20 protein-coding genes and 2 tRNA genes are annotated in these 24,089 nt (G+C 42.9%); 6 read left to right on the forward strand and 16 right to left on the reverse strand.

Going from position 1 to position 24,089, the window contains the following annotated elements:
* Positions 1 to 36 precede the first annotated feature (36 nt).
* A complete protein-coding gene (gene folD, locus AC13CK_RS10590; protein ID WP_348939646.1) occupies positions 37 to 885 on the reverse strand; it encodes a bifunctional methylenetetrahydrofolate dehydrogenase/methenyltetrahydrofolate cyclohydrolase FolD in 849 nt (282 codons plus the stop codon).
* Between the two features lie 153 nt (positions 886 to 1,038).
* Between folD and AC13CK_RS10595 the strand changes: the two genes are divergently transcribed.
* Positions 1,039 to 1,112, forward strand: a tRNA-Cys gene (locus AC13CK_RS10595).
* A 10-nt stretch (positions 1,113 to 1,122) separates the two neighbouring features.
* A tRNA-Leu gene (locus AC13CK_RS10600) sits at positions 1,123 to 1,208 on the forward strand.
* 152 nt (positions 1,209 to 1,360) lie between these two features.
* Here AC13CK_RS10600 and AC13CK_RS10605 read toward each other — a convergent pair.
* From AC13CK_RS10605 to AC13CK_RS10615, 3 genes are all read right to left on the reverse strand, one after another.
* The gene (locus AC13CK_RS10605; protein ID WP_071850596.1) at positions 1,361 to 2,263 is read right to left on the reverse strand and encodes a helix-turn-helix transcriptional regulator; all 903 of its coding nucleotides are present in this window, start codon (positions 2,261 to 2,263) and stop codon (positions 1,361 to 1,363) included.
* A gap of 153 nt (positions 2,264 to 2,416) precedes the next feature.
* On the reverse strand, positions 2,417 to 2,620 hold the full coding sequence (locus tag AC13CK_RS10610; protein ID WP_004646307.1) for a hypothetical protein: 204 nt from the start codon (positions 2,618 to 2,620) through the stop codon (positions 2,417 to 2,419).
* A 215-nt stretch (positions 2,621 to 2,835) separates the two neighbouring features.
* On the reverse strand, positions 2,836 to 3,828 hold the full coding sequence (locus AC13CK_RS10615; RefSeq protein WP_425879728.1) for an NAD(P)H-quinone oxidoreductase: 993 nt from the start codon (positions 3,826 to 3,828) through the stop codon (positions 2,836 to 2,838).
* 130 nt (positions 3,829 to 3,958) lie between these two features.
* Between AC13CK_RS10615 and AC13CK_RS10620 the strand changes: the two genes are divergently transcribed.
* Positions 3,959 to 4,303, forward strand: coding sequence for a thioredoxin family protein (locus AC13CK_RS10620; protein WP_071850594.1), 345 nt, complete (start codon positions 3,959 to 3,961; stop codon positions 4,301 to 4,303).
* Positions 4,304 to 4,372: 69 nt separating this feature from the next.
* Here the strand turns inward: AC13CK_RS10620 and AC13CK_RS10625 are convergent, their stop codons facing one another.
* The 3 genes from AC13CK_RS10625 to cysD all read right to left on the reverse strand — a co-directional run bounded on the left by AC13CK_RS10625 (position 4,373) and on the right by cysD (position 7,466).
* The gene (locus AC13CK_RS10625; protein ID WP_004279462.1) at positions 4,373 to 4,645 is read right to left on the reverse strand and encodes a hypothetical protein; all 273 of its coding nucleotides are present in this window, start codon (positions 4,643 to 4,645) and stop codon (positions 4,373 to 4,375) included.
* A 145-nt stretch (positions 4,646 to 4,790) separates the two neighbouring features.
* Positions 4,791 to 6,407 (reverse strand): sulfate adenylyltransferase subunit CysN, encoded by a 1,617-nt coding sequence (cysN, locus tag AC13CK_RS10630; protein WP_004279461.1) that lies wholly within the window; start codon positions 6,405 to 6,407, stop codon positions 4,791 to 4,793.
* A 144-nt stretch (positions 6,408 to 6,551) separates the two neighbouring features.
* Positions 6,552 to 7,466: a sulfate adenylyltransferase subunit CysD gene (gene cysD / locus AC13CK_RS10635; protein ID WP_004730252.1), complete on the reverse strand. Its 915-nt coding sequence runs from the start codon at positions 7,464 to 7,466 to the stop codon at positions 6,552 to 6,554.
* Positions 7,467 to 7,789: 323 nt separating this feature from the next.
* Between cysD and AC13CK_RS10640 the strand changes: the two genes are divergently transcribed.
* The 3 genes from AC13CK_RS10640 to AC13CK_RS10650 all read left to right on the forward strand — a co-directional run bounded on the left by AC13CK_RS10640 (position 7,790) and on the right by AC13CK_RS10650 (position 11,025).
* A complete protein-coding gene (locus tag AC13CK_RS10640; protein WP_071850591.1) occupies positions 7,790 to 8,332 on the forward strand; it encodes a hypothetical protein in 543 nt (180 codons plus the stop codon).
* Between the two features lie 313 nt (positions 8,333 to 8,645).
* Complete coding sequence (locus AC13CK_RS10645) at positions 8,646 to 9,281, forward strand: YqiJ family protein (protein ID WP_004730256.1); 636 nt, start codon at positions 8,646 to 8,648, stop codon at positions 9,279 to 9,281.
* A 37-nt stretch (positions 9,282 to 9,318) separates the two neighbouring features.
* A complete protein-coding gene (locus tag AC13CK_RS10650; protein ID WP_180180363.1) occupies positions 9,319 to 11,025 on the forward strand; it encodes a flotillin family protein in 1,707 nt (568 codons plus the stop codon).
* A 65-nt stretch (positions 11,026 to 11,090) separates the two neighbouring features.
* On the opposite strand, the gene sucD is transcribed toward AC13CK_RS10650, so the two are convergent.
* From sucD to sdhC, 9 genes are all read right to left on the reverse strand, one after another.
* Positions 11,091 to 11,981 carry a succinate--CoA ligase subunit alpha gene (gene sucD, locus AC13CK_RS10655; protein ID WP_004646291.1) on the reverse strand — a complete coding sequence of 297 codons (891 nt, stop codon included), beginning with the start codon at positions 11,979 to 11,981 and terminating at the stop codon, positions 11,091 to 11,093.
* A 12-nt stretch (positions 11,982 to 11,993) separates the two neighbouring features.
* Positions 11,994 to 13,160, reverse strand: a complete 1,167-nt coding sequence (sucC, locus tag AC13CK_RS10660) for an ADP-forming succinate--CoA ligase subunit beta (protein WP_482831182.1) — start codon at positions 13,158 to 13,160, stop codon at positions 11,994 to 11,996.
* 170 nt (positions 13,161 to 13,330) lie between these two features.
* The gene (gene lpdA / locus AC13CK_RS10665) at positions 13,331 to 14,761 is read right to left on the reverse strand and encodes a dihydrolipoyl dehydrogenase (protein ID WP_004279436.1); all 1,431 of its coding nucleotides are present in this window, start codon (positions 14,759 to 14,761) and stop codon (positions 13,331 to 13,333) included.
* Between the two features lie 99 nt (positions 14,762 to 14,860).
* Positions 14,861 to 16,075, reverse strand: coding sequence for a 2-oxoglutarate dehydrogenase complex dihydrolipoyllysine-residue succinyltransferase (odhB, locus tag AC13CK_RS10670; RefSeq protein ID WP_004279435.1), 1,215 nt, complete (start codon positions 16,073 to 16,075; stop codon positions 14,861 to 14,863).
* Between the two features lie 18 nt (positions 16,076 to 16,093).
* Positions 16,094 to 18,916, reverse strand: coding sequence for a 2-oxoglutarate dehydrogenase E1 component (locus AC13CK_RS10675; RefSeq protein ID WP_482831184.1), 2,823 nt, complete (start codon positions 18,914 to 18,916; stop codon positions 16,094 to 16,096).
* Between the two features lie 822 nt (positions 18,917 to 19,738).
* Positions 19,739 to 20,449: a succinate dehydrogenase iron-sulfur subunit gene (locus AC13CK_RS10680; RefSeq protein WP_004279433.1), complete on the reverse strand. Its 711-nt coding sequence runs from the start codon at positions 20,447 to 20,449 to the stop codon at positions 19,739 to 19,741.
* Between the two features lie 14 nt (positions 20,450 to 20,463).
* Complete coding sequence (locus tag AC13CK_RS10685) at positions 20,464 to 22,362, reverse strand: FAD-binding protein (protein ID WP_004646289.1); 1,899 nt, start codon at positions 22,360 to 22,362, stop codon at positions 20,464 to 20,466.
* Positions 22,363 to 22,374: 12 nt separating this feature from the next.
* Positions 22,375 to 22,740 (reverse strand): succinate dehydrogenase, hydrophobic membrane anchor protein, encoded by a 366-nt coding sequence (gene sdhD / locus AC13CK_RS10690; RefSeq protein WP_004279431.1) that lies wholly within the window; start codon positions 22,738 to 22,740, stop codon positions 22,375 to 22,377.
* Positions 22,740 to 23,138, reverse strand: a complete 399-nt coding sequence (sdhC, locus tag AC13CK_RS10695) for a succinate dehydrogenase, cytochrome b556 subunit (protein WP_085064488.1) — start codon at positions 23,136 to 23,138, stop codon at positions 22,740 to 22,742. The genes sdhD and sdhC overlap by 1 nt, the downstream gene beginning before the upstream one ends.
* Positions 23,139 to 24,089 lie beyond the last annotated feature (951 nt).

The raw sequence follows: 24,089 nt of genomic DNA on the forward strand, positions 1-24,089 counted from the left end.
CCCTCCTTTGAAAAAGGAGGGTTAGGGAGGATTTGATTAACCTAAAGCTTTTTCAGCAGCTTCAACCGTTTGACGGATTAAAGTGGTAATCGTCATTGGACCTACACCACCCGGAACTGGTGTGTAAGCAGAAGCAATTTCTTCAATGCCTACAAGTTGGATATCACCTACACCACCGCCATCACGTGGATGGAAACCAGCATCAACAACCACAGCACCTGGTTTGATCCAGTCTTTTTGAATTAATTCTGCTTTACCTACCGCACCGACAATGATGTCCGCTTGCTTAACAAAGCTTGCAAGATCTTGAGTACGTGAATGGCAAATGGTTACGGTTGCATTCGCTTCTAGCAGCATCGCTGCCATTGGTTTACCCAAAATTGCAGAACGACCGACAACTACTGCATGTTTACCTGCAATTTCAATGTTATGTTCTTTCAGGATGGTCATGATACCCGCAGGCGTCGCTGAACCATAGGCTGCTTCGCCCATTGCCATACGACCATAACCAAGACAAGTGACGCCATCTACGTCTTTTTCAAGCGAGATTGCATCGAAACAGGCACGCTCATCAATTTGAGCTGGAACCGGATGTTGCAGCAGAATACCGTGCACATCAGGATTTGTATTTAATTTTTCAATTTCAGCCAATAATTCTTCAGTTGTGGTTTCTTTAGGAAGTTCCACTTTGAGTGAATCCATACCAACACGGCGGCAAGCATTGCCTTTCATGCGAACATAAGTTGCAGATGCGCCATCGTCACCTACCAAAATCGTCGCAAGAATTGGAGTACGACCTGATTTTGCTTTCAGCGCTTCTACGCGAGTAAACAAGTCAGCTTCAATTTGCTTCGCCAATGCACGACCGTCTAGAACTAATGCCACGGCACTTCTCCCAAGTGTTGATATGAATCAATTTTGCACATTCTACATGAATAATTTAAATATTTTCCGCCAGATGATGTTTTTATGCGCATACAGATGAATACACTATTGTTTTTTTTTCTGAGCTTGCTAATATACGCATCAACAAGACGCGGCGGGGTGGCAGAGTGGTCATGCAGCGGACTGCAACTCCGTGGACGCCGGTTCGATTCCGACCTCCGCCTCCATCTTGTTAAAGCCCGAGTGGTGAAATCGGTAGACACAGGGGATTTAAAATCCCCCGCCCACAAAGCGTGCCAGTTCGAGTCTGGCCTCGGGCACCATTCTTCTACTATAGAAAGATGGCGCAAATAAAGAACCCAGCGAAAGCTGGTTTTTTTATGCCTGTAATTTAATAAATCAAAAAAATAAGTAAATTAAATTTCCATTTAAAGCATGATCATTAATTAAGCTACCCTGCTCTACGTTCTCAATATCATCCAGCAGAACGTAAATATCCTTGCAAATCCTGTTCCAGTTTCTGCTGAAAATGAATCGGCTCAATAATTTTCACATAGGGCAACCAGTAACGCACCAAAGGCAACAACTGCATTTCGTGACGAATCTGGCAACTGATCACTAACTCTCCAGTCTCGGCTTCCTGCTCGATCTGCTGTTCTGGAAATAAACGGCGCTCTTTAAAAAAGACCGTGACTTCAGGTTGTACCCTGATTAAGACTTGCTGCTTTTGCTGCCCAAACCAGATGCTGTCTTCATCTGCCAGCATTTTCAGTATTTCAGGATCATGCGCAAAGCTCTCCGCCTTAGAAACCAGCTTGAGCTGTTGCACCTGACTTAAGCGATAGGTGCGCAACTTGTCCTGATCTACGCCCACCAGATACCAGATACCATGATGGTGAATCAAGCGATAAGGCTTAATGATTCGCAATTGATCTGAATATTGCAACTCAACCTGCTGACGTTTATAGATTGCGCTTGCAAGCAACTTGAAATGTTCGGCAAACTGTTTGGCATCTTCAAAATAATAGCCTTTTGCCGAAAATACCTGATTTGCCCGCTCATCCAGCAGTTCACGCATAAAAGACATATCCAACGCCGGATACAACTCACTGATCCCCGAAAGCTGGGCAAAAGTCTGGATATCCTGCAATTTAAACCGCCCTAAATAAGAGGGTTCCAGATAATATCGTTTCTGTTCATCTTGAAGTAAGGGTAAGTAAGAGCCTAGACGATCAAAATCACGCTCAATGGTGCGGGTGCTGACCTGAAATTCTGCAGCTAGCTCTGCAGCCCGGAGTTGATATCCGACGTTTAATTTGGTCAAAATTCTGGCTAAACGCTCTGCAAGACGCTCATGTGTTGAAGCTGGGCGCTTCATAAATCCCCACTTAATACATTCTCATGTACTTATTTATCGCTAGATGTTGAATGATTATACTGAATGCCGATCAATGAATAATATTAGGACAAAGTCTAAGATATTTTTTTGCATCAGATCTTGACCCTTTATTCACCCTAAAAATACAAGATCTTATTTGGATTTTCTGGATGCTTTCTTGCTTGAATGACGATTTTGTATTGTTAATCTTTCTATATAACGCTCCAGATGCAGCATCGCCCGATACATTTTATGTAACTCTACCCAGCTGATGGTTCCGCGAATAATCATTTTATGAATACGTCGTAATGCTCTTAAACTATGTTTTGAACTATATGCTGTTGAAATAATTTTCATCTTATTTTCCCTCTCACATTCATGTGAATGTTTAACCATTTGGTCGGAATTATCTATACATGCAATTTACGTGTCATAATTGACAGGTTGTGTCGAACAGTTAACATTTTTTAATTTTTATTCAAGATTTTATATATTTATTTGTAATAATATTTTACTTAAAATTTAAAAAAGCCAGTAAAATTACTGGCTTTTTTTGAATCACTTATCTCGTATTAAATAATTTCAACTACAACTTTACCCACATGCTCTCCAGTATCCATTGTGGCATGGGCATCCTGAATCTGATCGAACTTAAACGTTTTATAGATCATCGGGAGACATTCGCCTTTTGCCCACAATGGTGCAATCTGCTCTTTCAGGCCTTGTGCAATTTCCGCTTTTTCAGCCGTGCTGCGTGCACGCATGGTCGAACCGGTAATGGTCAGACGTTTCATCATGATTTGACCCAGTTTGACTTCTTTGGCCTTGGCACCACCCAAGAAAGCGATATAGACCAGACGTCCATCACGGCGCAACAAATTCAAATTACGATCTAAATATGGTGCACCGACCATATCTAAAATGACATCGACACCACCATTGTCCGTGGCTTCATTAATAACTTGCTCAAAGTCCTGAGTTTTATAATTAATAGCCGTGGTTAAATCAGAAATAGCCACAACTTTTTCATCTGAACCGACAGTTGCAAAGGTTTTGATGCCAAGTGATTTACACAACATTAAAGCAGTCGTACCAATCCCGCTCGTTCCACCATGTACCAGTACAGTTTCCCCTGCTTTAGCCTTACCCATCTGGAACACGTTCGCCCATACAGTAAAGAAAGTTTCAGGAATGGCCGCTGCCTGTACAAAACTTACGCCTTCAGGAATATTCAAGGTCTGGCTTTCAGGTATGACGCAATATTCAGCATAACCGCCACCATTGGTCAAACCACAGACTTGATCACCAACTTTAAACTGACTTACATCACTACCAATCGCAACCACCTCACCTGCCACTTCCAGGCCAGGAACTGGCGTTACCCCTTTCGGCATCGGATATAAGCCTTGACGCTGCAGGATATCTGGACGGTTAATACCAAAGGCATGAACTTTTACCAGAACTTCGTCTGCCTTGGCTTCTGGTATAGCGACCGTTTCAAAGCTAAGTTTATCGACACCACCTGGTTCTGTAATAATGACTTGCTGCATGGTTTGTTGCGACATGATTTCTTTCCCTAATCTATGCATTTCATATATCTTGGACTTATTTGAACATAGTTAGCATGAGGAATGAAGCTACATCGGACTTATGTATAATCGGGGGACTATTCAGGAAATTGATAATAGGCCGACCATGACCCAAGTGATCGAATATAATGAAAACAATTACAGTGATTTTGAGTGGTTTGAAGGTTTTGCTGTGATTCGCTTTTATGCAGACTGGTGCAAGCCTTGTGTTCAGAATTTTCCGGTCTTTGCCGAACTGGCGACATACTATACTGAGGTAAATCCTGAGATTAAATTTGGCAAGATCAATGTGGATCAGTCTCCGATTTTAACCTTGCGCTATAATGCCTATGGTTTGCCTTCTACGCTTATTTTTAGAAATGGAGAAATTATTAAAAGGATTGCAGGCGTGAAAAGTTTAACCGAAATGAAAGCAATTCTGGCCTTAGTCCTCAATGATTCTTATGAATAATTACCCATGTGAAGCCAAATCTAACAAAAATATTTCTTTTAGCTCACTATCTAAATACGGAGCCTTTAATTAACTACGCCCTTTATATTCCTTTACCATTCGATCACTCACATCTTCCGGATAACACAGGGGCGCATATCCGCCTGCACGATTATAAGCACTACGTTTACCACAGCGACTACCATTACTTGCAGTATTGTAAGGACACGGACAATTTCCCGGATAATTCTCAATCGACTGCTGGATTATTTTTTGCTTGATTGCTTCAACGCTTTGGCTGCTCTGTTTGGCTTCAGCTCCAAAAGCCACACACAAGCCAGCCAGCAATATTAATTTTTTCATATATTCCCCAAATCTAGGGAGTATTGTATTAATTGACTAGTAAATTGAAAGATCACATTTTGACTAATCGAATGATTTTCATGCAATCAAAATTTAGGCAATAAAAAACCCGCTTTTCAGCGAGTTTCTTCAAATCAGTCCAGTCTTAAAGACGAACCAATTCCACAATCTTCTCAGCAAGTTCTTCAACTGTATCTACGGTTAAAGTCGTGTCTGTACCTTCAGCAGCATCGGTAATCACAACCACACCAGTTTCACGAACCAGTGCAACCTGCTCCGCATTCAAACCTGCTTTAGCAATAGCAACGATCCCTTGCTGAATCAGCAAGCTTTCTAGCGCCTGAGCATTTTCCAAAGCTTTACCAGATACAGTCACCGCAGCAGGTTTTTGACCCAAACGTGCCGCACGTGCTTCTGCAGTGACAGGCTCATCGTGTGCAGACCATTCAACTGATTCTTCCACCATACCAGCACCAATCGTCACGTTATTCAAACGATCGATGAAGATAAACGAACCGGTGAAACGGCTGTCTTGATAACGGTCAAAGACCACTGGTGCATCAAATTCAACAGTCACATTGGCGATTGCATTTAGCTCAAGTTTATCCACCTGAACTTTTTCCAATGTGTTAACGTTGGTACGGTAATGAATTGCCGTTACTTTTGCCGGAACGGTTTGCGTACCAATCTTGATGTTGTACAGCTTACCCAGTACAAGTGGTTGATCTGCCATCCACACAACAGTCGCTTGAACTGAACGGGAAATATTTGGAACAGCTTGATCCGCACGAATTAACACGTTACCACGTGAAATATCAATTTCATCGTTAAGCGTTAAAGTCACTGCCTGACCTGCAACTGCATGCTCAAGATTGCCATCAAAAGTGACAATTTCTTTGACAGTCGATGATTTACCAGAAGGTAATGCTGTTACGGTATCGCCAACATTGATATCGCCAAGTGCGATCGTACCGCAGAAACCACGGAAGTCAAGGTTTGGACGGTTCACGTATTGCACAGGGAAACGGAAATCCTGCTTCGCTGAACTACGGTTAATTTCCACCGATTCAAGTGTACCCATCAGCGTTTCACCAGTGTACCATGGCGTATTGGCTGACTTGTTCACCACGTTATCGCCATTCAATGCAGAAATAGGCGTAAAGATGATATTGCTTGGTTTACGATCGCCCAATTGTGCAACGAATGCCGCATATTCAGCCTGGATTTCATTGAAACGTGTTTCAGAGAATTCCACCAAGTCCATCTTGTTGATCGCAACAATGATGTTCTTGATCCCGAGCAAACTCGCAATAAAGGTATGACGACGTGTCTGGGTTTGCACGCCATAACGTGCATCAATCAAAATGATTGCAAGGTCACACGTCGATGCACCTGTCGCCATGTTACGAGTGTACTGTTCGTGTCCCGGCGTGTCCGCGATGATGAACTTACGTTTTTCTGTCGAGAAATAACGATAGGCCACATCAATGGTAATGCCTTGCTCACGCTCTGCTTGTAAACCATCGACCAGAAGTGCCAAGTCAGGTGCATCACCTGTCGTACCGACTTTTTTCGAGTCACGGGTCACGGCCTGTAATTGATCTTCATAAATCAATTTTGAATCGTACAGCAGACGACCGATTAACGTCGATTTACCATCGTCCACGTTACCACAAGTCAGGAAACGCAACAGGTCTTTATTTTCATGTTGTTTCAGATAGCCCAAGATATCTTGGCTGATTAAATCAGATTGATGAGACATCGCTCAAAGCTCCACATATTCTTTAGAAATCGGTTAAATCTAAATCCACCTAAGTCCTCCTTTGATAAAGGAGGACTTTCCTCCATTTTATTTTGGGAGTCCCCCGCTTTCATAAGGAGGGGGTTAGGGGGAGATTTATAGATATTAGAAGTAGCCTTCCTGCTTCTTCTTCTCCATCGAGCCTGCTTCATCATGGTCAATCATACGACCTTGACGCTCAGAGCTGGTTGCCAGCAACATTTCCTGAATAATTTCCGGCAAGGTATTGGCGGTAGATTCCACAGCACCTGTTAATGGATAACAACCCAAAGTACGGAAACGTACCGATTTCATTTGTGGAACTTCACCTTCTTTTAAAGGCATACGTTCATCATCAACCATAATAAGTGTGCCACTACGTTCAACCACAGGACGTTCTGCAGCCAAATAAAGTGGTACTAATGGAATACTTTCCAAATAGATGTATTGCCAGATATCCAGCTCAGTCCAGTTAGATAATGGGAATACACGAATACTTTCGCCCTTGTTCACTTTACCGTTGTAAAGATTCCAAAGTTCTGGACGCTGGTTTTTCGGATCCCAACGATGTTTCGAATCACGGAATGAATAAACACGTTCCTTGGCACGTGATTTTTCTTCATCACGGCGCGCGCCACCAAAAGCAGCATCAAAACCGTATTTATCCAGGGCCTGTTTTAAGCCCTGAGTTTTCATGATGTCGGTATATTTAGAACTACCGTGGTCGAACGGGTTAATACCTGCCTCAACCCCTTCTTTATTCTGATGCACGATCAAATCGAAACCATGGGTTTTCGCCATATTGTCCCGGAAAGTGATCATGTCTTTAAACTTCCAGCCTGTATCGACATGTAATAATGGAAATGGAAGTTTTGCTGGGTAGAACGCTTTTAGCGCAAGATGCAGCATGACCGCTGAATCTTTACCAATCGAATACAGCATGACCGGATTTTCAAACTCGGCAGCAACTTCGCGGATGATATGAATACTCTCAGCTTCAAGCTGTTTGAGATGAGTAAGTCTTTCCTCATTTAACGACATGGACAACACCAGCTTAGAAAAACGTGTACTTATGACACTTTTGAAAATTTATATTCATTATAGTGATTTACTTATCCTATCCATTGCTTGTTTTATGATATTGATATATCAAAAGCTCATATAAAAATTCATCAATAATGAATATCAGTTTTTATGAATCAATAATTTGCCCAATTCAAGCGAGGATATTGTGTGGTATAGCTATATATTACCCTGTCGCTAAGCCAATAAAATCCTAGGAAAATAATCTAAAGTAGTGGTTCTCAAATAGTTAAAAAATTACTAGAGTAAGACTCAATTCTCCCTATTGATATACTTCGTTTATGCCCTATAGCGCTTTTGATCTTGCCACTGTAAAAACCCGTCTGGAACAGGCCCAGCTTGCTAGTTATATTTATCAGCACCAGCAAAATATTTTGGTCTTGCAAGAACCTTTCAGTGATGATGGCAAGCCTTTAAATATCTATCTGCAACACGAGCTGACCGCGGATCAAATCGGATTACAGTTTGGTCTACGTTTGCAAGAAGGTCATTGGGAATTTCTAATCGGCGTTACTTATAGCAACCAGAACGCAGCTTACGAAATCGGTGCTGGCAACCTCAAAGGTGATCAAAAAGCCTTTAACTTATTATATGCCTTTTATAATTATCCTAAAGCGTTCTATCTGGTGGCATTACCTTTGACAACCAACAGTCAGATTTTGGAGCAAACCTTGCAACAGCAGCTCTTCAAGCAGCCTAATCTCGACTTCCTGAATACTGCAGTCAAGGTCAATCCTATGGGCGAACAGGTCAAATGGATGCAACACTATATTCTGCAACAGACTTTAGATATGAAAGTCCGGATTCAGACTGCCCTGCTTTAGACTTGAATAGAAAAATTTAGAGATACTCAGGTCGATGTATCTCTATATCTTTCTCAGGCAAGCATACACAGAATGCCATGCTATTCAGAATTCCTATTGCCGCTATGACATCACTTGCTCAAACATCCATTTAACTTATAGTTTATTATTAATTTTAATAGTTTAATAATTATTAAATAATCAATATATTCAATCCTTGTTTATAAGGTTTTTTGTTATTTTTTTACATACAAAATCAACAATTACTGTTATCGTTATATCAATAAAAACTTTCAGATACTTTTCCTAAAAACATAATTATAGAGATAAAAAAATGTGGGAACTGTTTACGCATCCATCCAATATCGTATTTAGTATTAGCCTGAGCCTAATGCTGATGTTTGCAGCACTAGAATGTATTCTATTGCTGCTTGGCGGCGGCTCTCAGCATATCTTTGAACAGTTTTTACCTGAAGATCCCCTGCAACCAGAAATAAGCCCGGATCAGTCTCCGGGTGTTTTCAGCAAAGTATTTGACTGGTTATATCTGGGGCGTCTGCCTTTATTTATCTGGCTAATCATTTTTCTGACCAGTTATGGGTTAAGCGGTTTATTGATTCAGGGCATATTTGAGCGCCTGACCAGCCAGCTGTTTAATGTTTGGCTGATTTCTCCGGCCTGCCTGTTTCTGTGTATGCCTGTGGTGCGCTTTCTTGCCATGGCCGCCAGTAAGCTCCTGCCCCAAGATGAAACTTCCGCGATTTACAGTGATGAACTCATCGGACGTACCGCGACCATTATTCTGGGAGATGCCAAAGTGAATTCTCCCGCACAAGCCAAAGTCCGGGATCAACATGGCCAGACTCATTATGTTCTGGTTGAACCAGAAAACAATCAAATTCTAAATCAAGGTCAGAATGTAGTTCTAACCCACAAAACCAAGAACGGCTTTCAAGCCATTGCACTTTAATTTTATTTAGCTAGCACTCAATTGAGACTTTATAACAATGTTAACATTTGATTTATATAATATTTTAATTATTGCGGGAATTATTTTTGTAGCACTGGTGACCTTCGGTCTCATCATTGCACGTTTATACCGTCGTTCAAGCAAGGAAATTTCCTTTGTACGTACCGGTTGGGGTGGAGAAAAAGTGATTTTAGGTGGAGGCGCAATCGTGCTCCCTGTCTTGCATGAAATCATTCCAGTAAATATGAATACCCTACGTCTTGAAGTCCGCCGTGCTGATGATCAGGCACTGATTACCCGTGACCGTATGCGAGTCGATGTCATGGCCGAATTCTATGTCCGAGTCAAACCTACCGCAGATTCAATTGCCACCGCAGCACAAACCCTTGGTCAAAAAACCATGTCACCGAATGAACTAAAAAATCTGGTGGAAGGTAAGTTCGTTGATTCACTGCGCGCAGTGGCTGCAGAAATGGCCATGGAAGAACTGCATGAAAAACGCGTCGATTTCGTACAAAAAGTACAGCAAGTCGTTTCGGAAGATTTACATAAAAATGGTCTGGAGCTTGAAACGGTTTCCCTAACCGGACTGGATCAGACCGGATTTAAATACTTCAACCCGCAAAATGCATTTGATGCTGAAGGTCTGACCAAGCTCACTGAAACCATTGAAGATCGTCGCCGCAAGCGTAACCACATTGAACAGGATACCGATCTGGCGATCAAAACCAAAAATCTGGAAGCTGAACAGGCGCGCCTGCAAATTATTCGTGAAGAAGAATATGCCAAGCTGCAACAAGAACGTGAAATTGCCATTCGCCGTGCTGAACAGCTGGCTGAAATTGCCGCTCAGGAAGCCGGCAAAAAACGTGAAGCAGAAGAAGCACAAATTGCCGCTGAACGAGAAGTCGAACTCAAGCGTATTTTGGCAGCCCGTGATGTCGAAAATGAAAATATTCAAAAGGCTCAGCTGATTCAAAAAGCACAGGTCGAGCAAAAGAAAACCATTGAACTCGCTGAACAGGACCGCGCCATTGCCATTGCGGAAAAATCACGTGCTGAATCTGAAGCTAAAGCCCAAGCCGATCAGGCGCGTGCACAAGCGGTAAAAGCGGAAGAAGAAGTCATCACCGTACGTCAAATCCAGCAAGCAGAGCGTCAAAAGGCAGTTGAGCTGGTCGCAGCCAAAGAACATGCTGAAAAAGATGCAATTGCCATTACAGTTGCCGCTGAAGCTGGCAAACAAGCGGCAGCAGATGATGCAGAAGCAGTGCGGATTGCGGCTGAGGCGGAAGCAGAAAAAGTCCGCCTTAAAGCCAAGGGCGAAGCGGATGCGAAAATTCTACTGGCTCAGGCAATGGAGAAACAGTATCAGGTGGATGCTGAAGGTACACGTGCGGTCAATGAAGCCAATAACGTCCTGTCACCTGAACAGGTCGAAATGCAGATTCGTCTGGCCATGCTGAAATACTTGCCTGAAATTATCAGAGAAAGTGTCAAGCCAATGGAGAATATTGATGATATCAAGATTCTCCAGGTGAATGGCCTACATGGCGGTCATGCCGGTGCCTGTCAGGCAGATGCCCATCATGAGAATAGTAATGTTGCTCTTTCAGATCAGGTGGTGAATAGCGCCCTGCGTTATCGTAGCCAGGCACCGCTCATTGACAGCCTGATGAGTGAGCTCGGTATTCAGGGTGGAGATATTAATGGGATGACCCAAAGCCTTAAAGCTAAAACTTAAAAATAGACTGAGATATAAAAAAGCTCCCATCTGGGAGCTTTTTTATTAAAGGTCTAATGTGAATATCAAACTAAACCTTTATCTTTTAATACTTGCAGCATGGTTGAACCAAGTTCGGCTGGACTACGTGTATACGCCATACCCGCACGCTCAAAGGCAGCAAACTTTTCTTCTGCTGTGCCCTTACCACCTGAAATAATCGCACCTGCGTGACCCATACGTTTGCCTTTAGGTGCAGTCACACCCGCAATATAACCAACAACTGGCTTAGTCACATTCGATTGAATATATTCCGCAGCTTCTTCTTCCGCAGTACCGCCAATCTCACCAATCATAATGATAGCTTCAGTTTGTGGATCTTCCTGGAACAGTTTCAAGCAGTCAATCTGGTTCATGCCTGGAATTGGGTCTCCACCAATCCCGATACAGGTCGACTGACCCAGACCCAGCTTCGTGGTTTGTGCTACGGCTTCATAAGTCAATGTGCCTGAGCGCGAAATGATCCCGATTTTACCTGGTTGATGGATATGACCCGGCATAATCCCGATCTTACATTCACCCGGCGTAATAATACCCGGACAGTTTGGTCCAATCAGACGTGTGCCATTACCATTGGTTTCCAGATAACGTTTGGCTTTAAGCATGTCGATGGTCGGTACACCTTCAGTAATTACCACAATTAACTCAATGCCAGAATCAACCGCTTCAACAATAGAGTCCAGTACAAAGGGTGCCGGAACATAAATCACTGAAGCATCTGCACCTGTTTCTTTCACTGCTTCACGCATGGTATTAAATACAGGCAATTCTAAATGGGTTTGACCACCTTTACCCGGGGTTACACCACCCACGACTTTAGTGCCGTAGGCTAAAGCCTGTTCAGAATGGAATGTACCGTTTTTGCCTGTAAAGCCCTGTACCAATACTTTAGTGTCTTTATTAACTAATACGCTCATGTTAGATACTCCTTAAGCTTTTACAGCAGCAACGATTTTTTCTGCAGCATCAGCAAGACCATGTGCAGAAATCAATTTTAAACCTGATTCATCCAGTAATTTTGCGCCCAGTTCCGCATTATTGCCTTCGAGGCGAACAACTACGGGAACGGTCACATTTACTTCCTGAACCGCTGCAATAATTGCTTCAGCAATCATGTCACAACGTACAATTCCACCAAAAATATTGATTAATACACCTTGAACAGAATTATCTGCCAAGATAATTTTAAAGGCTTCAATCACGCGCTCTTTGGTTGCACCACCACCAACATCCAGGAAGTTGGCTGGTTGACCGCCATAAAGCTTGATAATATCCATGGTTGCCATGGCAAGACCGGCACCATTGACCATACAACCAATGTTACCCTCTAAAGCCACATAGTTCAGATCAAACTCAGACGCTTTTAACTCACGTTCATTTTCCTGAGACTTATCACGCAGTGCAGCGACTTCAGGCAAACGGTACAGCGCATTTGAATCAATTCCGATTTTGGCATCAACACACAGAATGTCGCCATTTTCACGCACAGACAACGGATTGATTTCGAAAAGTGCAAAATCATTATCTACAAATGCCTGATAAGCAGCCTTCATGACTTTAACAAACTGATTAATTTGTCCATCTTTGATTTTAAGTGCAAAAGCAACTTCGCGTGCCTGAAATGGCATTAAACCGACTAAAGGATCAACCTCAACTTTAATAATTTTTTCAGGGGTTTCTTCGGCCACTTTCTCAATTTCAACACCGCCTTCAGTCGATGCCATAAAAGTGATGCGGCGAGTCGAGCGATCCACCACAGCGCCCAAGTACAGCTCGCGCTCAACCGGATAAACATCCTCAGAGACTAAAATGCTATTGACCGGCTGACCATTGGCATCAGTCTGGTAAGTCACCAAGCGTGAACCAATAATCTGGTTGGCATATTCAGCAGCCTCGGCAGCCGATTTTACCACTTTTACCCCACCAGCCTTACCCCGGCCACCCGCATGCACCTGTGCTTTCAATACTGCGAACTTTCCACCCAGCTGCTCGAAAGCATGCACCGTTTCATCGGCATTGGTGGCTAGTATTCCTTCCTGTACAGGCATACCATATTTTTTTAATAGCGCTTTTGCTTGATACTCATGTAAATTCATTGAATAACCTTTTATTACTTCTTTGCCTTGTTATAACCCACTAGCACCCAGACGTCCGTCAAAGCAGTACCAGCATTTCTTAAAATCGTTATCTTTATTTTTAGATGATTGTTCCAATAAAAACAACCATGAAATGTAAAAAGAGCGACCTAAGTCGCTCTTTTTTCGAATTACTTACGCTTACGTTGGATCGCGTGAATCGCACGACCATCAACCGCAAGTGCAGCTTCATGTACCACTTCAGAGAAAGTTGGGTGACCAAAAGTCATCAATTGTAGATCTTCTACTGAAGATACGAACTCAAGTGCGATCATACCTTGGTGAACGATATCAGACGCAGCAGGTCCAATCACGTGCATACCGAGTAAACGATCCGTTTTTGCATCAGCAACAAACTTCACGAAACCGGCACCTTCACCCGCAGCTAAAGCACGACCGTTCACAGCAAAACCGAATTGACCCGTTTTAACTTCGTGACCTTTTTCAGTCGCTTGCTGTTCTGTTAAACCTACCCACGCCGCTTCCGGATGTGTGTAAATTACAGAAATAATGGTGTCATAGTTCACTTGTGCAGCATGACCGTGAATACGCTCAACCGCCATTACGCCTTCTTCCATTGCTTTATGCGCAAGCATTGGACCACGTACCAAGTCACCAATTGCGTATACGCCTTCAACTGAAGTTGCACACCAATCGTTGACTTCAACCAAACCGCGTTCAGTCAATTTAATGCCTGAATCATCAGCCAATAAACCTTCAGCATATGCGCGACGACCGACACAAACGATCAATTTATCGAAAGTTTCAGTTTTGTCTTCACCAGCTTGGTTATATTTAACCGTTACTTCACGACCATTGATTTCAGTACCTGCAACTTTTGCACCGATACGGATATCCATACCTTGCTTAGTCAACAGTTTTTGGAAGTCTTTTGCCAATGCTTTATCAGCCATTGGTAAGAATGCATCCATTGCTTCAAATACAACAACTTCAGCACCCAAACGACGCCATACAGAACCAAGCTCAAGACCGATCACGCCCGCACCAATTACACCTAAACGCTTAGGTACTTCTGGGAATTCAAGCGCGCCAGTAGAATCAACAATTAAGTCTTGATCTACAGGAGCCACTGGAATATTTACTGGTACAGAACCCGTCGCAAGAATCACATATTTAGGCTCTAAAACTTGAGTTTCACCTTCGTGAGAAACAAATTCTACTTTTTTACCTGCAAGCAGTTTACCCGTACCTTTTAACCACTCGATGCCATTACCTTTAAGTAACTGATCGATACCGCCAGTCAATTGATCTACAACTTTGTCTTTACGAGCCAGCATTTTAGAAAGATCGAATTTAACTTCACCAGTCGTAATACCATGGTCATCTAGATGTTGAACTGTATCTTCATAACGATGTGAAGAATCAAGTAAAGCTTTAGACGGGATACAACCGACGTTTAAGCAAGTACCACCTAAAGATGGTTTACCTTTATGAATACGTTTTTCGATACACGCAACTTTAAAACCAAGTTGAGCTGCACGAATTGCTGCTTCGTAGCCGCCCGGGCCACCACCAATTACGACTAAATCGAATTGAGACATGTTTATCTCCAACTAATCCCCCTTATTAATCCCCCTTTTCCAAAGGGGGATCTTCCCCTCTTTTTAAAGAGGGGTTAGGGGAGATTTTTAATGAATAAATTACAGATCAAGGATCAGACGCGCTGGCTCTTCTAACAATTCTTTGATTGTTACAAGGAAACCGACTGCTTCTTTACCATCGATTAAACGGTGGTCATAAGACAGTGCAAGGTACATCATTGGCAAGATTTCTACTTGACCATTCACCGCCATCGGACGTTCCTGGATTTTATGCATACCCAGAATCGCAGTTTGTGGTGTATTTAGAATTGGTGTAGAAAGCAATGAACCGAAAGTACCACCATTAGTAATAGTGAATGTACCGCCAGTCATATCTTCGATACCCAGTTTACCGTCACGTGCCTTGCCAGCATATGCACGGATGCCGTTTTCAACTTCAGCATAGTTCATGCGGTCTGTATCACGAAGTACAGGAACCACTAGACCACGCTCAGATGAAACTGCAACACCAATGTCGTAGTAACCGTGATACACGATGTCATCGCCATCAATTGAAGCATTTACCGCTGGATAGCGTTTAAGTGCTTCAGTTGCTGCTTTAACGAAGAATGACATGAAGCCAAGACGCGCACCATGACGCTTCTCGAATGCATCTTTGTATTGAGCACGCATTTCCATGATTGGTTTCATGTTCACTTCGTTGAACGTGGTCAACATTGCAGTTTCTTGAGTCGCTGCAAGTAAACGTTCAGCAACACGCTTACGAAGGCGAGTCATAGGAACACGTTTTTCGATACGCTCGCCCACTGCAACGCTTAATGGTTGCGCTGCAGGTGCTGCCGGTTTCGCTTGATGATTTGCCACATCTTCTTTCGTGATGCGACCGCCACGGCCTGTACCTGCAACGTCAGCAGCTGCAACACCAGATTCAGTCAATGCTTTACGCACTGCTGGAGCCTGATCCTGTACTTGTTGACGTTCAACGATCGGTGCATTACCCGCTTCAGTTTGCGCAGCAGCTTGTTCAACTTTCTCTTCAGACTGAACTGCTTGAGTTTGTGTAGCGCCAGAAACAGCACCTTCTTCAAACTGTGCAATGACTTCAGCTGAAAGAACAGTATCGCCTTCACCTTTAATAATAGATGCAAGTGTACCGTCTGCAGGAGCAACAACTTCTAAAACAACTTTATCAGTCTCAATATCGCAGATCACTTCATCACGTGACACTGCTTCACCTGGTTGTTTGTGCCAAGTTGCGATCGTACCGTCCGCAACTGACTCTGGGAATACCGGTGCTTTAATTTCGGTTGCCATTACTTAGAATCTCCTGGATTATTCAGCGTCGATCGCAATCGCGTCGTTGATGAGCTGAGCTTGTTGTTTTGCATGCAAATATGGTGAACCACATGCCGGTGCAGCAGAAGCTTCACGGCCTGCATAGCTAATACGTACTTGTTTACCCGCTTTCATCACGTCGTCATATAGACGCGGTGCGATGAACAACCAAGCGCCTTGGTTCTTCGGTTCTTCTTGCGCCCAAACAAGTTCTTTAACGTTTGGATATTGCGCAAGCACTTCTGCCAGGCGTTTTTCTGGGTATGGATATAATTGTTCAATACGTACAATTGCAGTGTTGTTCAATTCTTTTTCACGACGTTTTTCAACTAGGTCGTAATACACCTTACCACCACACAGAACCAGACGGGTTACATCTGACTTGTTGATGTTGTCTACTTCATCAATCACGGTTTGGAATGTACCGTTTGCAAGCTCTTCAAGGCTAGATACAGCAAGCTTGTGACGAAGTAAAGATTTCGGCGAAGTAACAATCAATGGCTTACGGATTGGACGAATCGCTTGACGACGTAATGCGTGGAAAATCTGCGCAGGCGTGGTCGGTGTGATGACTTGCATGTTGTCTTCAGCACATAGCTGCAAGAAACGTTCCAAACGTGCAGATGAATGCTCTGGACCTTGACCTTCAAAACCGTGTGGAAGAAGCATGGTTAAGCCACATACACGCTCCCATTTGGTTTCACCAGATGAGATGAACTGGTCAATTACAACCTGTGCACAGTTTGCAAAGTCACCGAATTGCGCTTCCCAGATGATCAAACTCTTAGGAAGAGTCGTCGCATAACCATATTCAAATGCCAATACAGCCATTTCTGACAACAAAGAGTCATAGATTGCAGTACGCGGCTGGTTTTCTTTCAGGTTACACAGTGGAAGATAAGTTGAACCATCTACCTGATTATGCAGTTTTGCATGACGGTGTGAGAAAGTACCACGACCTACATCTTCACCTGTTAAACGAAGCAAGTAACCATCATCTAGTACAGTTGCATACGCTAGAGTTTCAGCAGCACCCCAGTTCAGTGGCATTTCGCCCGTTTGCATTTTCAGACGATCATCGATCACTTTAGCAACTTGACGCTGCATCACGAAGCCTTCAGGAAGCTCACGCATTTTCTTGCCAAGCTCTTTCAGACGTTCGATTGGGAAAGTTGTATCCCACTCGTCTGTGTACTCATGACCTAAGTAAGGCGTCCAGTCCACAAACATTTTTTTGTTTGGTTCAAGTACCAGTGCATTGGCAACGTGATTACCCGCTTCCAGGTCTGCACGGTAATTTTCAACCATTTGATCTGCACTTGCGCGATCAAGAACACCCTGTTGTACCAGCTGATCAGCATAAAGCGTACGCGTAGTCGCTTTCTTGTTAATCACTTGATACATCATTGGTTGAGTTGCAGCTGGCTCATCCGCTTCGTTATGACCACGACGACGGTAGCAGAACATGTCAATCACAACATCTTTACGGAACGTATGACGGAAGTCATGTGCCAGTTGTGAAATGAACACCACAGCTTCAGGATCATCACCATTGACATGGAAGATCGGTGCCTGAATCATTTTTGCGATGTCAGTACAGTATTCTGTAGAACGCGCGTCACGTGGATCAGACGTCGTGAAACCAACCTGGTTGTTAATCACAATGTGCACTGTACCACCCACGGTATAACCGCGAGTTTGTGACATCTGGAAAGTTTCCTGGTTGACGCCCTGACCTGCAAATGCAGCATCACCATGTACGATTAGTGGCAATACGTCATCGCCGCCAATGTCTTTACGACGTACTTGACGTGCACGTACTGAACCTTCAACCACAGGGCCAACGATTTCAAGGTGTGACGGGTTAAACGCCAATGCCAAGTGAACTTCGCCACCTGGAGTCATCACGTTTGAAGAGAAGCCTTGGTGATACTTAACGTCACCAGAACCTTTCTTGTGAATAGATTTACCTTCGAACTCACCAAACAGGTCAGCCGGGTTCTTACCCATGATGTTAACAAGAAGGTTTAAACGGCCGCGGTGAGGCATACCGATCACAACTTCTTTACAGCCTACAGAACCTGCACGCTGAATAATTTCGTTGACCATCGGGATGAATGCTTCACCACCTTCAACGCCGAAACGTTTGGCACCAACGAATTTATTACCAAGATATTTTTCTAGGCCTTCAGCCGCAGTTAAACGCTCAAGGACATGTTTCTTTTGATCAGCATTGAAGCCATATTGACCGCGTGCACTTTCTAGACGTTGTTGAATCCAACGTTTTTCTTTGGTGTCCACGATGTGCATGTATTCAGCACCGATTGAACCACAGTAAGTGGCTTCCATTGACTGAACCATTTCAACCAAAGTCGCTTCTTCTTTACCGATCGCCAGGTTACCAGTATTGAATACTGTGTCTAAGTCAGACTGAGTCAAACCATGCGCAGCAAGATCTAGATCAGGCACAACTTCACGCTTCGCCAAACCTAATGGATCCAGTTTTGCTTTCTGGTGGCCACGGTTACGGTACGCAGCAATCAGCTGTAGCACGCCAATTTGACGACGTTCATGCTCTGAGCTGACTGTCGACTGAACAATAGGCTGAATACGGCTTGAATTGCGACCTAAAAGTAGGAATTGCTCACGTACATTACTGTGTGGTTGATCACCTTTTGGGAATTTATCGAAGTACGCTCTCCAGTCAGCACCCACTGAGTCTGGAGCAGTCAGATACTGCTCATAAAGTTCTTCAATATACGCTGCACTATCAGCGGAAAGTTCAGTGTCAAGACGCAGAGCGTCAGCAACTTCTTGCATTTGTGGACCCATTTCCTATTGCAAAAACATTTTCAGGATGCTTTTTAAGCAAAACCCAGGATTATTAGCATCAAATTGGTAATATGATACTAGTCCCCCATAAGGCATAAGCCATGAGGCGTTATCACCACACCAAGAAAATCTTGATATGTTTAATGAACAATAACGCCCCTCAGCGGCATCATCACTCATTGAATACCCGATCGAAACCGGGCAATTTTTTGCAAATCGACTTAGAAAAAAGCAAGAATTAACAAAGATTTTTTCTAAAGCGACTCGGGTCTACCTTTTATATACCAGTCCCTGATTATGCAGTGTTTAAAAAATGTACCTGGCGTGGCATTTTTTAAACATAGTCATGGGCTAAATGCTAACATGTTCTCAACTTTTCAATTGATTTTTTTGACACATACCTTCCATAAATTGGCTAAATACAGTTCAGATATTTTACTCTAATATATGGTGCTTTATCTCAAAAATAGATTCAATGTAGACTTAAGTCCTAAGCATTTCCGATAAATAAAAAGAGAGCAAACCTTTCAATCCACTCCCTCCTTAAATTTCCGTTATATAATAACATCGTTCTTGCTATTTTTCAGGTCAGTTTTACATCTAAAAATCATAAATACCCAAAATAATCACATGTTCTTCTTATATGGCGCTCAAAGCCATTACCCTTTTCCTGACTGTTTCACTCAACTTTATACATTTTAAGTATAGTATCTTTGTTTTTATCTTATGATTTTTTAATTTTTCCAATAATTTGCATAAAAAAAGCACACCTGAAGGTGTGCTTTTTTCTAAACTGCGAAGAGCAGCCTATTAGCCTGCCATATCTAAAAGCATATTACGGATGTGACCGATTGCTTTAGTTGGGTTCAAGCCTTTAGGACATACAGATACACAGTTCATGATGCCTTTACAACGGAACAATGAGAACGGGTCGTCTAGACGAGCCAAACGCTCTTGTGTTCCCGTATCACGCGAGTCAATGATGAAGCGGTAAGCGTTCAACAATGCTGAAGGACCCAAAAACTTGTCCGGGTTCCACCAGAATGACGGGCATGAAGTTGAACAGCATGCACATAGAATACATTCATACAGACCATCAAGATGCTCACGCTCTTCAGGAGACTGTAAACGTTCCTTAGGAGGCGCAGGTTGGTTGTTGATCAAGAATGGATGGATCTTGTTGTACTGATCATAGAACTGGTTCATGTCAACCACCAAGTCTTTCACTACAGGAAGACCAGGCAATGGACGAACAGTAATTTCATTTGGTAAATCGTTCAGGTTCCAAAGACACGCCAAACCGTTTTTACCATTGATATTCACGCCATCAGAACCACAAATACCTTCACGGCACGAACGACGGAACGTTAAAGTCTCGTCCTGTACTTTCAACGCAAGAAGTGCGTCAAGCAACATACGGTGCTTGTCAGTCAGCTCAAGTTTGAAAGTTTGCATGTACGGTGCTTTATCCTTGTCAGGATCGTAGCGGTAGATATGAAATGTACGAGTACCTCTACTCATCTGAATTCTCCTGATTAGAATGTACGTGGTTTAGGTGGAATCGCGTCAACCGACAATGGACGGTAACGAACTGGCTTGTACTCTAGACGGTTGTCCGCAGAGAACCATAAAGTGTGCTTCATCCACTCATCATCACGACGACCATATGGGTATTCAGCATGGTCTGGAGACTCTTCAAAGTCTACAACCGTATGTGCACCACGGCATTCTTTACGAGCAGCAGCTGAAATAAGCGTTGCTTTCGCAACTTCATACAAGTTTTCAACTTCAAGTGCTTCAATACGTGCAGTGTTGAATACTTTAGATTTGTCTTTCAAGTGAATGTTGCGTACGCGCGGTTCAATTGCAAGAATCTGTTTCACACCTTCGTCTAGAAGCGCAGATGTACGGAATACACCAGCGTGGTCTTGAACGATGTCACGGATTGCATCAGCAACGTCTTGAGCATTCTCACCTGTAGTCGATTCGTCAAGTTTACGAATACGTTCAACAGTTTCTTGAAGCACAGTTGTTGGAAGTGGCTCATATTCGCCATCGTGCTGTTTAGTCACATATTCAATGATATGTTGACCAGCAGCCTTACCAAATACAACCAAGTCAAGCAATGAGTTCGTACCTAGACGGTTCGCACCGTGTACAGATACACATGAACATTCACCGATTGCATAGAAGCCTTTTACTGGCTTAGCAAAGTCACGACCTTCGGCATTTGTAGAGTAAACGTCGGTGTCTTTATTGTAGTTAGCAACAAGCGCTTCAGTTTCACGAGACTCAGGAACAACCACTTGACCATGAATATTCGTTGGAATACCACCCATTTGGTAATGAATTGTTGGTACTACAGGAATTGGCTCTTTAGTGATGTCAACGTTCGCGAATTTCTTACCAATCTCGAATACAGATGGAAGACGTTTCATGATCGTGTCAGCACCCAAGTGCGTCATATCAAGCAGGATGTAATCGCCTTTAGGACCACAACCACGACCTTCTTTGATCTCTTGGTCCATAGAACGTGATACGAAGTCACGTGGCGCCAAGTCTTTCAAAGTTGGTGCATAACGTTCCATGAACGGTTCGCCGTCTTTGTTACGAAGGATTGCACCTTCACCACGACAACCTTCAGTCAACAATACGCCTGCGCCCGCAACACCCGTTGGGTGGAATTGCCAGAATTCCATATCTTGTAATGGAATACCTGCACGAGCAGCCATACCAAGACCGTCACCAGTGTTGATATAAGCATTTGTAGATGCACGGTACACACGACCAGCACCACCAGTAGCGAACAAAGTCGCTTTTGCTTGGAATACTGCAATTTTACCAGTTTCCTGATCAATTGCTGTAACACCAAGAACGTCGCCTTTTTCGTTACGGATCAGGTCAAGCGCAATCCATTCAACGAAGAATTGAGTGCCCATTTTCACGTTGCTTTGATAAAGCGTGTGAAGAAGTGCGTGACCGGTACGATCGGCAGCAGCGCATGCACGTGGCACAGCTTTTTCACCGTAGTTTGCTGAGTGACCACCGAATGGACGCTGGTAAATTGTACCGTCAGCATTACGGTCAAATGGCATACCTAGATGTTCAAGTTCATAAACCACTTGAGGCGCTTCACGAGTCATGAACTCGATTGCGTCTTGGTCACCTAACCAGTCCGAACCTTTTACAGTGTCGTAGAAGTGGTAGTGCCAGTTATCTTCTTGCATGTTACCAAGAGATGCACCAATACCACCCTGCGCTGCAACAGTGTGCGAACGAGTTGGGAATACTTTAGTAAGAACCGCAACTTTCAAACCAGCTTGAGCAAGTTGGTAAGACGCACGCATACCTGAACCACCACCACCAACGATGACAGCATCGAAAGTTTCATGCGGAATATTTGTGTAATCTTCTTTAGGGTTTATAGCGCCCATGATTGTTTCCTATCAATTCGCCCAAAAAATCTGGATCGCCCAGATTGCATATGCAAGTACAGCAATGATCACTGCTGAAGTCAGTACAAGGCGTAAACCTGAAGCTGAAGGACCCATTTGACGAGTAGTCACATAATCCGTGAATACCTGCCACATGCCGATCCATGCGTGTGCAACAAGAGATAAGACCGCCAACAAAGACATGATCTTCATTGGAACTGTCATCATAAAGCCGTACCACTGTTCAAAGTTGAAACCACCATTCAGTAGAATCCAACCCAGTACAACAACGGTATAAACAGCTAGAACTACAGCACTGACACGTTGGAGAAACCAATCGCGAGAACCTGAACCTGTTAAACCAGTAGCGCTTTTCATTAGAGTACGATCCATACAAATGCTGCAACAATACCGATTGCAGACAAGATTAATGCGATAGTAGATGCAACACGGCCACTTTCTAGTTCTTCAGCAACGCCAATGTCAGCAAGTAAATGCTTAACACCCGCAATAAAGTGAAAAATCAAGCCGGCGACAAATACCCATACAATGAAACGAACAATGAAACCGTTAAAGATTTCTTGAACTTGCGCAAAACCTTCAGGCGAAGACAATGACTTGTCTAAAATCCATAGAAGGACCGGTACGAGTAAGAATACGATAACACCTGAAAGACGGTGTAGAATTGATGCAATAGCCACGGGTGATTTTAAGTTTACTTCTAAAACTTGACCCATGGACAAATTGACAGGTCTGTTGCTTTTCACAGCGGGCATCCTGTAAGTAAAAACTCCATCCGGAGTTTGTTGGAATTAATTCGAAGGAAAGCTGGCATTCTTAGGCAAATACATGCCTAAAATCAAAACGACACTGAATTATAAAACGTGAACTATTAAAATACAAACGGCTGAATTTGGCTTTTTGGATAAAAAACTATTAAATAAGAATCATTAACAACAATAAGTCGGGCTTAATATATTATTCCGCCCTTTCAATTCCTATCTATATGATTGTTTTTAAATAATTAAGATGATCAATTCACTCGGTTTTAAGCCTGCAGGACCATGTTTGAGTTTTAGACTAAAGACGCACAGTTCCATCACAAATATTATTTAAATCTCTTTTTAATTTAGATTTAAATCAAGCGCCTATATTTAACAGACCACTTGCCCCAATTCAGCAGCAGCGCAGTGATTCAGATAACCTGATGTTAAATAGCGACTTAGTGCATCAGATGATGGGTTTTTCAATCAATTTGAAGCATTTAGATTCAAAAAATCATTCATTTATTTTTATACTGCCTCCCTTTGCTGCAAAGTTGGCCATTTATTAAGCTACTTTTTAATCAATTGAACCGGATTCAAAATTCAATTAATTGCTTTTATTTATAATTCTACCTCTGAAATTCAACTTGGTAAAAACGATGTAAGTTATGAGATTTATATAGTTTTAAGCATGCTCACCTTAATCTTTCACCATTTTCACCCGCATTTCTTGCTAGGAAAAAACGCTTACAAATGCCCCAAGCAGTCTATTTTTTTCTGCACCTCTGCATCAATTTGACTTATTATAGAGGTTTGATGCTGTGATTTTACTGAACTTTTTATACTGAGCGAATATGACTAAACCGCTGTGCGGCCGTCATTTTTTCATCCATAAGTATAATTGACAAAATTTCAGTACTCACTAATCTTATAGCAAATTTTTGATCCGTCCGTTTTGTGCAT

This window comes from Acinetobacter sp. L-24 (genome assembly GCF_056857555.1).